Genomic DNA, 13,897 nt, shown 5'->3' with positions numbered 1-13,897 from the left:
GATCAACCGTTAGCTGATCGATATCCGAGGCGCTCTGTGTGCCGGGTTGCTTGTCGTCCGAGCCGTCGACAAACCGGTCGTGTTGCCTGCGGAGCCGGCGCCGAGCCAATTGCCCGCGAGGAAAGAGCGGTACCGCTTCGACAGTTTCCCCATTCGGCCCGCTTCCAACTCGATTGGCCCTGAGCCCGCCGACATGTGTTCGAACACAAACGATCCCGCACGACACGCGCAGGCACGAGAACCGCGACTGCGAGCGACAGGGAACTCGCGCGCATGACAACTTCATCGGCGTGTCGCAACGCAGCGGCCCTTGCCGCCGATCCAGGATCGGCGGCCGCTACGGGTTGAACCGACCGGCTGGCGACGTCCGGGCTGGATGCCCGCGCATGTCTGATGTCGCAGCACTTGTGCCCGGTCATCAGTTGTTCTGGTCCCCTGATTGCGGACACGGCACTCCCAAACGTGAAAACGGGTCTCGAAGCGTCCACGCGGGTATTCTTGGCCGGTCTTGTCGTGCTCACCTGGCCGGTCCGGGAGATGAGCTTGCCTACGAGGGGGACACTGCTGGTGGCTCGGACTGTTCAGGGCATGGGAGCCGCAGCGCTCACGTCCCTGAGTTCGAGCGCGCCCAACGCCGCCAGTCCGCGCAGCGGTACTCGGGCGTGGTCGATGCGGGGTTCGGCATCGGGCTCGGCAGTTGCCCTCGGCATGGTGCTCAGGGGTATCCGCACCGACACCCACCGACGTGGGACAGACATTCGCGCTGCTACTACCGTTACCGGCGCGGTGGGATCACCGATATACAAAGCGCATGGGCAGAAGAAAGCTACACAGCACCCGAATTTGAGAGCCGCAAGCCTCGCCCGGTCGACCGGGCGAGCACTTTGGAGAGAAAGGGCTGTCGATTGTTCAGCCGTATCGCGATCGTGAACCGTGGAGAGGCCGCGATGCGGCTCATTCACGCCGCCCGGGACCTGGCGGCGGAGACGGGGACGCCGATCGAGACCGTCGCCTTACACACTGACGTCGACCGCACTGCCACGTTCGTGCGCGCGGCAGATATCGCCTACGATCTCGGTCCCGCGTCCGCGCGCCCGTACCTCGATTTGAAAGCGCTGGAGCGCGCGCTGGTCGAGACCGAAGCCGACGCCGCGTGGGTCGGCTGGGGCTTCGTGGCGGAAGACCCGGCGTTCGCGGAGCTGTGCGAGAAGGTCGGGGTCACCTTCGTCGGGCCGAGCGCGGAGGCCATGCGCAAACTCGGCGACAAGATCGGCGCGAAGCTGATCGCCGAAGAGGTCGGTGTGCCGGTCGCGCCGTGGAGTCGCGGAGCGGTCGAGACCCTGGACGCCGCCCTGGCGTCGGCAACCGAGATCGGCTACCCGCTGATGCTGAAGGCGACCGCGGGCGGCGGCGGGCGCGGCATCCGCGTGATCAGGAACGAGGCCGAGCTCGCCGACGCCTACGAGCGCACCAGCCAGGAGGCCGCGCGAGCGTTCGGCAGCGGCATCGTGTTCTTGGAGCGGCTGGTCACCGGTGCCCGCCATGTCGAGGTCCAAGTGATCGCCGACGGCGAGGGCACCGCATGGGCACTCGGCGTTCGCGACTGCTCGGTGCAGCGGCGCAATCAGAAGATCATCGAGGAGTCGGCCTCGCCGGTGCTCAGCCCGGAGCAGGCAGCCGAGCTCGCGGCGTCGGCTGAACGGCTGGCCCTCGCGGTCGGTTATCGCGGTGCGGCGACCGTCGAGTTCCTCTACCACCCCGGGGACGATCTGTTCGCGTTCCTCGAGGTCAATACCCGCCTGCAGGTCGAACACCCGATCACCGAGTCCACCACCGGGTTCGACCTGGTGAAGGCGCAACTGTGGGTGGCATCCGGCGGCAGGCTCGATGGCGAGCCGCCGAGGGAACGCGGGCACGCCATCGAGGCTCGACTGAACGCCGAAGATCCAGACCGCGATTTCGCGCCCTCCCCGGGCCGCATCGCGCGGCTGGACCTGCCCGCCGGGCCGGGTATCCGCGTGGACACCGGCGTCAGCGCGGGTGACACCATCCCCGCCGACTTCGACTCGATGATCGCGAAAATCATTGCCTACGGCCGCGATCGCGACGAGGCGCTGGGTAGGCTGCGCCGGGCGATGGCGGAGACCACGGTGATCATCGAGGGCGGCGCGACGAACAAGAGTTTCGTGCTCGACCTGCTCGACCAGCCCGAGGTCATCGACGGCAGTGCGGACACCGGCTGGATCGACCGCGTCCGCGGCGAGGGCAGGCTCGTCTCGCACCGGCACTCCGCTGTCGCGCTGGCGGCCGCCGCCATCGAGGCATACGAGGAGGAGGAGCGCGCCGAGCGGCAGCGGCTGTTGTCGACGGCGTTCGGCGGCCGGCCACAGGTGCAGCACGAGAGCGGCCGACCGCTGGACCTGAAGCTGCGTGGCGCCGACTACCGTGTGCGCGTCGCGCGGGTCGGCGCGCATCGGTTCCGCGTCGGCATCGAAGCGGGTGACGATGTCCGCACCGCCGACGTCGAGCTCGACCGCTTCGACCGGCACACCGGACAGATCGTCGTCAACGGCACCCGGTACCGCCTGGTGACCGGCACACACGGGCCGATCCACCTGGTCGAAGTGGACGGCGTCACGCACCGGGTCAACCGCGACGAAGGCGGAGTCGTCCGCTCGCCCGCGCCCGCGCTGGTCGTGGCCACACCGCTGGAGCTCGGCGCCGAGGTCGAAGCGGGCGCGCCCGTGCTGGTGCTGGAGAGCATGAAGATGGAGACGGTGCTTCGGGCGCCGTTCCGGGCGCGGCTGAAGGAATGTGTCGTGTCCGTCGGTTCGCAGGTGGAGACCGGTGCGCCGCTGCTGCGGCTGGAGCCGCTCGCCGACGACGCCGAAGAGAGCTCGGCCGCCGAGTCGGTCGAACTCGACCTTCCCGTGGCGCCCGGGACGATCCCGGCACGGGAGCGCCTCACGCGCGGCCAGGAGGACCTGCGCAGCCTGCTGCTCGGCTTCGATGTCGACCCGCACGACGAAGGCCGAGTGCTCGACGACTACCTCGTCGCGCGCCGGGTGTCCACCGAGGACGGCCACCGGCCGCTGGCCGAGGAACTCGAACTCGCCGAAGTCTTCGCCGATCTCGCCGAGCTGGGCCGCAACCAGCCGGCCGGCGAAGACGGCGCCGGCGGCGGCCATGTGCACAGCGCCCGCGAGTACTTCCATACCTACCTGCAGAGCCTCGACGTCGAGCGGGCCGGGTTGCCGGAGGCATTCCAGGCCAAGCTCGCAAAGGCCCTCGGGCACTACGGAGTCACCGAGTTGGAGCGCTCCGCCGAGCTCGAAGCCGCGGTGTTCCGGATCTTCCTCGCCCAGCAACGCCTGTCCGACGCCGCGACGGTCGTCACGACCTTGCTGCGCGTGTGGCTGCGGGAGGCGCTGCCGGATGAGGTGCTGCGCGAGCCCGCAGGCCTCGCGCTGGAGCGGCTGGTTGCCGCCACGCAGGTTCGCTTCCCGGTGGTCGCGGACCTCGCGCGTGGTGTGGTGTTCGCCTGGTTCGGCCAGCCGCTGTTGCGCCGTAACCGGGCCCGCGTCTATGCCAACGTCCGCGCGCATCTACGCCACCTGGACGCACACCCCGACGCGCCGGATCGCGCCGAGCGCATCGCCGAGATGGTGCGCAGCACCGAACCGCTGGTGCGGCTGCTCGGCCAGCGGCTGGTCCGCGACGATCTGGACAATACGATCATGCTGGAGGTGCTGACCCGGCGGTATTACGGCAACAAGGGTCTCACCGGCCTCCGCACCAGTGAGGTCGCCGGTTGCGCGTTCGTGGTCGCCCAGCATTCGGGGTCGTGTGTGATCTCGTCCGCGGTCGGCTTCGCGGCGCTGGGTAGCGCGTTGCAGGGGCTTGCGGAGCTGGCGAGCAGCGAGGACACCGTCGACGCCGACATCTACCTCGCCTGGGAGGAGCAGCCGGCGGACTCGGACGTGACGGCGGACACGCTGCACGCGGTCGTCAGCGCGTACCCGCTGCCGGACCGGGTGCGCAGGCTCACCGTCGCGATCGCGGGCCGCGGCGGTGCGGTGATGCACCACCACTTCACGTTCCGTCCGTCGCCAGCCGGGATGGCTGAAGAGCGGCTGATCCGAGGGCTGCACCCGTACATCGCGCAACGGATGCAACTGGAGCGGCTGAGCAAGTTCGACCTCACCCGGCTGCGGTCGTCGGACGAGGAGGTCTATCTCTTCCGATGCGTGGCGCGGGAGAACCCGTCCGACGACCGCCTCGTCGCGTTCGCACAGGTACGTGACCTGACCGAGTTGCGCGACCACGACGGCAGGTTGATCGCGCTGCCCACGGCCGAGGACACCATCGCAACCTGCCTCGACTCGATCCGCCGTGCGCAGTCGCGGCGACCGACGGTGAAGCGCTTCAACATCAATCGGATCGTGATCTACGTCTGGCCGCCGAGTGACATCACCCGTGCGGAGCTCGAGATGATCGCCGGGCGTGTGCTGCCGACGACCGCGGGTGCCGGGCTGGAGGAGATTCTGTTCATCGCGCGGCAGCGCGACCGGACGAGCGGCGAGCTGACCAAGATCACCGTACGGATTTCCTTCGACGCCACCGGCGGCACCGAACTGACCATCGGCGAGCCCTCGGACGAGCCGCTCGAGCCGCTGGACGACTACCGGCAGAAGGTGTTGCGCGCGAGCAGTCGCAACACGGTGTACCCGTACCAGCTGACCGACCGGCTCGGCGACTTCGTCGAGCACGACCTCGACGACGACCACGTGCTGGTGCCGGTCGACCGGCCGAAGGGGCACAACACCGCGGCGATCGTCGCGGGCGTGATCACCACACCCACCGCGCGGCACCCGCAGGGCGTTACGAGGGTTGTGCTGCTCGGCGACCCGACGAAGTCGCTCGGTGCCCTGTCGGAGCCGGAGTGCCGCCGCGTGATCGCCGCGCTGGACTTGGCCGAGCATATGCGGGTGCCGCTGGAGTGGTACGCGCTGTCCTCGGGCGCCCGCATCTCGATGAAGTCGGGGACGGAGAACATGGACTGGGTGGCGGCCGCGCTCAAGCGGATCGTCGAGTTCACCCAGGGCGGCGGTGAGATCAATATCGTCGTCGCTGGCATCAATGTCGGTGCGCAGCCGTACTGGAACGCCGAGGCGACCATGCTCATGCACACCAAGGGAATCTTGGTCATGACCCCGGATTCGGCGATGGTGCTCACCGGTAAGCAGGCGCTGGACTTCTCGGGCGGCGTGTCGGCCGAGGACAACTTCGGTATCGGCGGCTACGACCGGGTGATGGGCCCGAACGGGCAGGCACAGTACTGGGCGCCGAACTTGGCCGCAGCGCGGGACGTGCTGATGTCGCACTACGACCACACCTACATCGCACCTGGCGAGCAGACACCGCGGCGGGCGGAGACGACCGACCCCGTCGACCGCGACATCTCCGACTTCCCGCATGCCATGGTGGGTAGCGACTTCACCACCGTCGGCGAGATCTTTTCCGCGGAGGCCAACCCGGACCGCAAGAAGCCGTTCGACATCCGCAGCGTGATGGCGGCGCTCGCCGACCAAGACCACTCGCTGTTGGAACGCTGGGCGGGCATGGCCGACGCGGAGATGGCCGTGGTGCAGGACGCCCATCTCGGCGGAATCCCGGTGTGCCTGCTCGGCATCGAGTCACGGGCGGTACCGCGGCGGGGCTTCCCGCCTACCGACGGCCCGGACACCTATACCGCGGGCACGCTGTTCCCGCGGTCGTCGAAGAAGGCCGCGCGGGCAATCAACGCGGCCAGCGGTAACCGGCCGCTCGTGGTGCTGGCGAACCTGTCCGGCTTCGATGGCTCGCCCGAGTCGATGCGGAAGCTGCAGCTGGAATACGGCGCGGAGATCGGCCGCGCGATCGTGAACTTCCGTGGACGCATTGTGTTCTGCGTGATCTCGCGATATCACGGCGGGGCGTTCGTGGTGTTCTCGAAGGCACTGAACCCCAACATGACCGTGCTGGCGCTGGAAGGCTCGTTCGCCTCGGTACTCGGTGGTGCCCCCGCCGCCGCGGCGGTGTTCTCCGGCGACGTCAAGGCCCGAACCGCGGCCGACTCGCGGGTACGGGACCTGGAGGCCAGGGCCTCAGCCGCCGCTGGCGCGGACCGCGCCGCGTTGACGGCGGAACTCGATGAGCTCCGCACATCGGTCCGGGCGGAGAAGCTCGGCGAGGTGGCCACGGAGTTCGACGGCGTGCACAACATCCAGCGGGCTGTCGAGGTCGGCTCCGTCGATGCCGTCATCCGCGCCGCCGAACTCCGTCCGCGCATCATCGAAGCCATCCAGTCCTCGGTGAGCTAGCACGGCAGTGGAACAGCCGGGGCGGGGTTTTGCCTGCTCCGCCCCGGCGCCGAGATCTCCCGCTTCAGCTGACGGATCTCCCCGTTCGCTGCGGGGGTCGTGCCGCGCCCTGAACCCGGTGAGAACGTCACTGGCCATTCAGCTCGTGATGCCACAGCAGATCGCTCATCCGCTCCACACCGGTGGTGAGATGGCGGCGGTAGGTGCTGAACGGCAATCCGAGCAGCTCGGCCGCCACCTCTTGAGTGGGAGCACCCTTGAAATAGGCGACCGTGACCGCACGGTACAGCTTCTCGCCACCCCGCTCGCCTTGCAGCGACTCGGCCGCACCCGCGAGTATCTCGGGCAGGTTCTTGCCGCTCTCGAGTACCACGCGGCTGCGGGCGAGCGGGTTGTCGGCGAGCGCCGCGGGTCGATGCAGCGTACGCAGGGCTTCGCGGACCGCCCCATCGAATTCCGGACGGGACAGCACGACCAACTCACCGCGGCGGCGCACTGGTGCGCCGGCCATGGTGGAACCCGAGAGCATGGCATCCGACTTTTCCTGCAGCCACGGGCCCGCGGGCTGCGCACGCCAATCGTGCGCGAAGAGTGCATAGCGGTGATCGCCAACGGTGGGCGGAGCAACAATGGGCACCATATTGATGTCGCCGAGGTGTTTGTCCCAGTATCCGTCGTCGCGCATCACGACGTACGACCAGGCGAGCCGGTCACCGCGAATCATCTCTCCGGTTGCCCGCCACTGGGCGAAAGTGGTCGAGGGGGCGGGCCGCTGGTAAGCCGCAGCATCTATCGTGAAGCGGGCCAACGCCATGTACTCACCTGCGCGCAGGGGCCCGTTCGCCCTGGCATGATGCCACGCCGCCGCGACAACCGGATCGATATCCGATCCCACGGGCTCCGATAGCTCGAGCCAGGCCGAGAAGCCGGCCGGTTCTCCGGTGTGTGTCGAGTGATAGACCCGGAACGCCTCGGGCTGCCGGTCCAGCCAGTACGCGGCGACCGACGCAGATTCCTGCCCTTCGGCCTGCTCGACCAGCTCCAGCACGCGCTCGCGGTGCGCCCGTTGATAAGGCCGGTCTTCCACGAGTCCGACCTCACGCCAGATGTTGAACTCCGACATCTGCCGGTCGGTGCGGAAGAGGAAGATCAGCGCGCCGGTGGCAGGCAGCAGACTTGAATCCGGTGCCGCGCGCAGCTGCGCGAGATGCAGTTCCCGCATCTGGTTGTGCATGTCGGCGAAGCCCTCCGGGTCTCGCCATCTGAGGTCGGCTTCCAGCGCTTCGCGGACCACATCGTGCGGGAACAGTCCCGCGGCAGTCGACTCGATGAACGGCTGGACGCGCAGCCAAGCGAACAGTTCCGCGGCGTCCTCGCCCATCAGCGCGCGCAGCAGCGACTCGGAGGTGACGTAGGCGTGCGCACAGACCTCCAGCGCCCTGCGGTGCTCGGGGCTCGGGGTGTCGCCGACGAGTTGGCGCAGTAGCGTGGCGATGGTGTCCTGGTTGGGTTTCCAGCTGGGTCGCACCGCGTTGTCCCGGACCGTGACGGCCGCGGCGAGGGCGAGCGCGAGCGGATTGCCGCCGGTGAATTCCAGCAGCGCCTGCTGGGCGCTGACCGGCACCTGCCGGGCGTGCAGGAACTCGGCCGCCTCGTCCGGCGCGAGGTTGCGCAACGCCGTGACCTGGAGCAGATCGGCCCATCCCGGGTCGGAGGTCCACAGCGGATCCGGCGGCACCCGCCCCGCCACCACAACGACCGCGCCCGCGGGCAGCTGGGGCAGGAATCGCTCCCACAGCCAGCCCTCCAGGCCCTGGGACATTTCGAAGGTGTCGACGAGCAGCACCACCCCCGGCTCGTGCACCGCAATACTCGCGGCAGCCACGAAGCCCTCCGGGGTGGGCGTCACCGTCCGGCTGTCCACCTCGACCACCGAGCGGCCCGCCTGCCTGGCCTCGCGCGCGAATCGCCGCAGCAGCATGGACTTTCCGATCCCGCCCGGTCCGTGCAGATACTGCACCGGACGCGCGTCGGGGCCACCGGCCAGTGCCGCACGGAACGCGACGAGTTCATCGCCGCGCCCGACGAAAGCGCGGTCCCTCCCGACAGCCAGACTGTCCGCGAGCACCGCGGGACCGTCGTGGGACAAGCCCATGGGACTCCTCACGGCGTTATTCCTCGAACAGGCGAGGGCAGGCAGCGAGTCAGCCCTCGCAGCCAAGGCTACCGAACGCGGGCCCCTGTCGTTTCGGAGGCTGTTGCCGAAACAGCAACTCGACCGGATGGGCCAGGCGGAATTTCGATCACGCTCGTCGGCAAGAGCAGGCTCGGGTCCTGTCGCAGAATCGCGTGCTCGAGTGCGCGCAGCATCGGACCCGGTTCGATGCCGACCTCGGTGATGAGCAGTCTACGCACGCGGCGCAGAGTCTCGAGAGCTTCGACCTGCCTTCCGCTGCGGTACAGGCCGAGAGCCAACAGCTCCCAGCGGCGTTCACGGTAGGGGGCGGCAACCACCGCCTCGGTCAGTGCGGCGATGGCACGCGTGGTGTCTCCGACGGCGATCCGTGCCGCCGGCAGTTCTTCGATCGCCACGTCGTGCAATTCGGCGAGTTTGGCCCTGATACCGATCAACTCCGGCGCGGAACCGAGCTCTTCCCACGGTTCACCGCGCCAGAGTGCGACGGCCGCTTCGAGATCGGCGACGGCGGCCGCGGGATCGCCCTCGGTGAGGTGCGCCAGTCCGCGGGTGACCAAGGTGGGCAGCTGCCCGTGATCGGTCAGCGGTCCCGGAATGGTCAGCGCGTAACCGGCGCGGCTGCGTTCCAGGTAGCGCTGACCGGCCGTAGGGCCCAGCTCGGCGCGCAGCCGCCAGACGATCGCGCGCATCGCCTGGGGGATGTTGCCCGGTGGGGCATCGCCCCACACCTGGTCGATCAGCTCCGCGTCCCCGACCGGGGCACCGCGCGCGGCCGACAGTGCGGCGAGCAGCTTCCGTGACCGAGGGCCGCCGAGATCGACGGACACGCCGTCGATCTCGATCTCGATCGGGCCGAGGATCCGGCAGAACAGTGTCGGCAACGCGGCGCCGTCCGCCGAGGTGTCGCTCATGGCGTCCCGTGCGGCACGAAACATAATCGGGTCCTTCGCTTTTCGGGCTGCCGTCGAGGAGTGTCCGGTGCATGGGGTCGAGGGCGACGACCCGCTGGCGGAACGGGCTACATCCCGGCGAGAAAGTCGAGGAGCAACTCGTTGACCCGGTCCGGCGCTTCGAGCTGCATCCAGTGGCCGACCCCGTCGAGCCGCTCGTATCGCCACGAGCCGCCGACATACTTCTCGGTTCCGGTCATCGATTGCTCGGTCAGGTACCGATCCTCGCTGCTCCACAGTCCCAGCACGGGTGCGAGTACCTCCGGCAGGTCGATGGGCGGTTCGACCAGCAGTTGTGGTCCCGCGCCGGTGCGGTAGAGGCCGAGGCTCGTGCTCAGCGCCCGCGGGTCGCGCAGCCGGTCGATCACCTCCTCCAGATCCGGGTGTGTGGCCAGCCACTGCCGGACATCGCCAGCACATCGGTGATCGGTTCCGTGACCGAGTGACCTTCCTTGGCTAGCAACAGCGCCGCCGTCATACCAACCGGGCCGCCGCCGACAACTACGACATCCACCGTTCGACCTCCTGATTCGCCGTCGTACGGTGGATACCTTCGCGCCGGTCGGAGCTCATCGACCAGACCAGATGATGCTCAGTTTCTGCTCATACAGCAGATCTCGCCGAATCGACTCGGCAATCGCCTTGCCGTACAACCATTTCGAGACCATGGGTTACTGTCCTGCGGACCCGTGCGCTGGCGATCCAGCTGCTCGGGCGGTTATGTCGTACTCCGGAATCGAGGCAAGCGAATGAACCACAAGCTCTGGTTGCTCGGACGGTCTGTCACAGTTGGTGCTCACATCCTGGGCGAGAAGATGCTCCGGCCCAAAGCCCGGGACGTCGAGGACGTCCCGGTCTCCGGCGAAACCCTCACACCGCGGTGGCTGACGGCCGTACTGTGCCGCGATGTCCCCGAGGCCGAGGTGCTCTCGTTCGAAACCTCCAACGGCAGCCGCGGAACATCCACTCGCGTCGCGATTCGTGTGGAGTACAACGACGCGGGCAAGCAGGCGAGCTTGCCGACCGATCTGTTCGCGAAGACGACAACCGCCTTCTCCCAGCGCATCCTGCTCGGTGGCGGCAAAATGATCGACGGCGAAACCCGCTTCTTCAGGGACTTCCGGCCCCAGGTCGATATCGAGGCTCCGATCGGCTATTGGGGCGCCGCCGACGCGGGGTCGTGGCGTTCGATCGCCCTGATGGAAGACATCGCCTCGACCCGCGGTGCGCGGTTCATCGAGCCGAACGCCCCGGTCGCCCGTGACCAGATCGAAGATCTGGTACGCAATCTCGCTCGGCTCCACCGCACCTTCTGGAACCACTCGTCGATCGCGGACCTCAAGAGCACGACCGAAGCGCTCCAGGCATATCTCGCCGCCATCGACATGAAGAAGCGTTGCGAGGTCGGCCTGCGGCGAGCCGAGGAAGTGGTTCCCGAGGCGCTGCACGGCCAGAGCGAACGGCTGTGGGCGGGTGTCGAGCGCGCGATCGACAAGGCGACGAACGAGCTACCCCAGACCCTGCTGCACGGTGACCCGCACATCGGCCAAACATACAGCACCGGCACAGGGCGAATGGGATTCGTCGACTGGCAGGTGGTGATGCGGGGAGGTTGGGCACACGACTTCGCCTACACCGTCAACTCTGGATGCGAGCCCGAGGACCGGCGTGCCTGGGATCGCGAACTGCTGGCGGCATACCTGGACGAGCTCGGACCGCTCGACGGCAAGGCCCCGTCGTTCGATGACGCATGGCTGGCGTACCGCCAACAGTCCATGTTCGCCTACGCGGCTTGGGCGTTCACGATCGGCAGGGCGGCATATCAACCCAAGATGCAGCCGGTGGAGACCTGCTTGACGCTGTTGAAGCGAATCACCACGGCCATCGACGATCACGATTCGCTGGACGCTCTCGGCGTCTGACACCGATCTCCTCCACTACCCATCACGGTGTCGCGGCCAGGCGGCAGTCCGGCCGCGCATCGGGCTCGAAAAACATTCTGCGGAGCAGGTTTCGTATGCACTGACAATGCTGTGCCGTGCGCGCTATACCATCGACCGGTTCCGGCATAGCTCCGGTAACCCGCTCCAGTGCAGCGTCCGGCTAGGGAGCGGTACTTCAGCAATCATGCAGTGCCTACGAATAGTTGGGAGTTTGCTCCTTGAGTACGCCGCAGTCTCGGGTTTCAGCTCAATCGTGCCCGGTGGTGCACGGCTCTCCGATCGATTCCGACGACCCACGGGTGCCCATGTACGCGCCCGAGTTCGCGGCCGATCCACACCGCTTCTACCACGAAATGCGCAGACGCTACGGGTCTTTGGCGCCGGTGGAGCTGTCGCCCGGCGTCCCCGCCACCCTGGTGGTCGGCTACAGCACCGCAGTGCGGATCCTCAATGATCCCGAGCACTTTCCCGCCGACCCGCGCGCCTGGCAGAAGAACATTCCCGCTGACTGCCCCATCCTCCCCCTCTTGGAGTGGCGGCCGATGGCCAGTCGTAGCGCCGGGGCCGACTTCGCCCGCTACCGAGGGGCGATCACCGCGAGCATCGACGAGGTCGATCTGTATGCCCTCCACGCCATCGTGGAGGGTCTTGCCATCCCACTGATCAACTCCTTCTGCCAGGACGGGTCCGCCGACCTGATCCGGCAGTACGTGTTCCCGCTGGTATTCGAAGTCGTCAACTATCTGCTCGGCTGCACCCCGGAGATCGGCGGGCAGATCGCCGCCGGTACGGCCGCCCTGCTCGAAGGTGTCGACGCCGAGAAGGGCAACCAGATACTGGGGGAGGCGCTGATGAAGTTGGTGGCACTCAAACGCGCCGAACCCAAGCGCGATATCACCTCGGTACTGCTCCAGCATCCCGCCCGGCTGGATGACGTCGAGGCGTCCCACCACGTGTCACAGGTCTACGGCACCGGGATCGAATTCGAACTGAACCTGATCACCAACACCCTGCTGCTGATCCTCACCGACGAGCGCTTCGGTGACAGCATCCTCGGCGGCAACCTGTCGTCTCGCGATGCCCTCGACGAGGTCTTGTTCAACGACCCGCCACTGGCGAACCTGCTGATCACCTACCCCCGCCATCCGATCCTCATCGACGACATCTGGCTGCCCGCACACCAGCCCGTCGTCATCAGCATGGCCGCCTGCAACAACGACCCCGCAATCCGTACCGACGACCTGACCGGCAACCGCTCCCACCTGGCCTGGGGGCTCGGCCCACACGCCTGCCCAGCGCGACCCCTGGCCTACCTGATCGCGCAAGAGGCCATCGACCAACTCCTCGACGCACTGCCGGAGATCACACTGAACCTGCCGGACCGGACACCCGACTGGCGGCCAGGTCCCTTCCACAGGGCACTGACCGAACTGCCGGTCACCTTCCCACCCACCGCTCCGCTGAACACCTGACAATCGACGCCTCCCGTTCTTTCCGTCCGAGGGTGGTGTTCAGCAGATGCGATCGGGTGAATGCCACCTTCAGACGGTTCAGTAGGGGAGCGAGGGGGCGTGGATCAATGTCCTGGAGCGCCTCGGTGAGCAGGCGGATGGGCTCGGTGCACGAGTCGTAGCGGGCACCGGGGTCTTTTGCGAGCGACCGGTGCAAGATCGCGTCGACCTCGGGCGGGATCCAGTGCCTGCGCTCGGAGATCTCGGGGGGTGGGTCGTGCAGTTGAGCCTCTGCGGTGGCCATGAGGTCGGCGCGGGGGAATGGCGGGCGGCCGGTGAGCAGTTCGATGGCCGAGCAGGCGAGCGCGTATTGGTCCGTCGCAGGGGACACCGCGCCCGCCTGTAGCAGTTCCGGTGCGGCATACGGCACCGACACCACGACGAAACCGTTGTTGGCCAGGGGAGGTTCGGGCCGGTGCAGCCACCGGGCCTGGTCGAAGTCCGAGATTTTCACTGTCGCAGGTTCGTCCGCGCCGACCAGCACATTCGCCGGTTTGACGTCGAGATGGACCACATCGTTGGCGTGCGCGAAATCCAATCCTGCCGCGACATGGTTCAGCAGGTGCAGAACCCGTCGCAGATCCGGGTGTTGGTGTGGCATCCGCACCAACGTCGACCCCGTCGCGCCCGCCACGTACTCGCGCGCCGACCACAGCCTGCCGTCGGTTTCACCGTGTGTGTAGATCCGAACGATGGTGGGATGCCGCAGCGCGGACAAGATGTCGAACTCGTGCACAAATCGCGCACGCGCCTCGGGTGATCGGCTGTCGTCCGGCCCGAGAATCTTCAGCGACACAGGCTGCGAGCGTTCCAGATCCTCGGCCAGATACACCCCGCTGCTGCCGCCATGACCTAGCCGGGCTTTCACCATGAATCCAGCAAACCGGTCACCTGGCTCGAGCATCACCGCCTCACCATAGTTCGCCGGCGTCCG

General features: G+C 67.6%; 9 protein-coding genes. 3 read left to right on the top strand and 6 right to left on the bottom strand.

Features of this window, described 5'->3' with window-relative positions:
• Positions 1-581: 581 nt before the first annotated feature.
• On the bottom strand, positions 582-758 hold the full coding sequence (locus OHA40_RS32710; RefSeq protein WP_330230656.1) for a hypothetical protein: 177 nt from the start codon (positions 756-758) through the stop codon (positions 582-584).
• Between the two features lie 147 nt (positions 759-905).
• Between OHA40_RS32710 and OHA40_RS32705 the strand changes: the two genes are divergently transcribed.
• A complete protein-coding gene (locus OHA40_RS32705) occupies positions 906-6,362 on the top strand; it encodes an ATP-binding protein (RefSeq protein WP_330230655.1) in 5,457 nt (1,818 codons plus the stop codon).
• 127 nt (positions 6,363-6,489) lie between these two features.
• Here the strand turns inward: OHA40_RS32705 and OHA40_RS32700 are convergent, their stop codons facing one another.
• From OHA40_RS32700 to OHA40_RS34845, 4 genes are all read right to left on the bottom strand, one after another.
• Entirely contained in the window at positions 6,490-8,529 is a 2,040-nt protein-coding gene (locus tag OHA40_RS32700; RefSeq protein ID WP_330230654.1) for an ATP-binding protein, read from the bottom strand.
• Positions 8,530-8,585: 56 nt separating this feature from the next.
• Positions 8,586-9,494 carry an AfsR/SARP family transcriptional regulator gene (locus tag OHA40_RS32695; protein ID WP_330230653.1) on the bottom strand — a complete coding sequence of 303 codons (909 nt, stop codon included), beginning with the start codon at positions 9,492-9,494 and terminating at the stop codon, positions 8,586-8,588.
• A gap of 83 nt (positions 9,495-9,577) precedes the next feature.
• Entirely contained in the window at positions 9,578-9,877 is a 300-nt protein-coding gene (locus OHA40_RS32690; protein ID WP_330230652.1) for an alpha/beta fold hydrolase, read from the bottom strand.
• Positions 9,874-9,987: a hypothetical protein gene (locus OHA40_RS34845; RefSeq protein ID WP_442944090.1), complete on the bottom strand. Its 114-nt coding sequence runs from the start codon at positions 9,985-9,987 to the stop codon at positions 9,874-9,876. Before OHA40_RS34845 ends, OHA40_RS32690 begins: the two co-directional genes overlap by 4 nt.
• A 271-nt stretch (positions 9,988-10,258) precedes the next feature.
• On the opposite strand from OHA40_RS34845, the gene OHA40_RS32685 reads away from it, so the two are divergent.
• Complete coding sequence (locus OHA40_RS32685) at positions 10,259-11,431, top strand: aminoglycoside phosphotransferase family protein (protein ID WP_330230651.1); 1,173 nt, start codon at positions 10,259-10,261, stop codon at positions 11,429-11,431.
• 239 nt (positions 11,432-11,670) lie between these two features.
• Positions 11,671-12,924: a cytochrome P450 gene (locus OHA40_RS32680; protein WP_442943864.1), complete on the top strand. Its 1,254-nt coding sequence runs from the start codon at positions 11,671-11,673 to the stop codon at positions 12,922-12,924.
• Here OHA40_RS32680 and OHA40_RS32675 read toward each other — a convergent pair.
• Positions 12,890-13,867, bottom strand: coding sequence for a serine/threonine-protein kinase (locus OHA40_RS32675; RefSeq protein WP_330234461.1), 978 nt, complete (start codon positions 13,865-13,867; stop codon positions 12,890-12,892). The two genes, OHA40_RS32680 and OHA40_RS32675, sit on opposite strands and share 35 nt — an antisense overlap.
• Positions 13,868-13,897: the final 30 nt, after the last annotated feature.

Source organism: Nocardia sp. NBC_00508 (assembly GCF_036346875.1).
GTDB lineage: Bacteria > Actinomycetota > Actinomycetes > Mycobacteriales > Mycobacteriaceae > Nocardia.
Note: the sequence above shows the minus strand (reverse complement) of the source record. Positions and strands in the feature narration are given on the sequence as shown.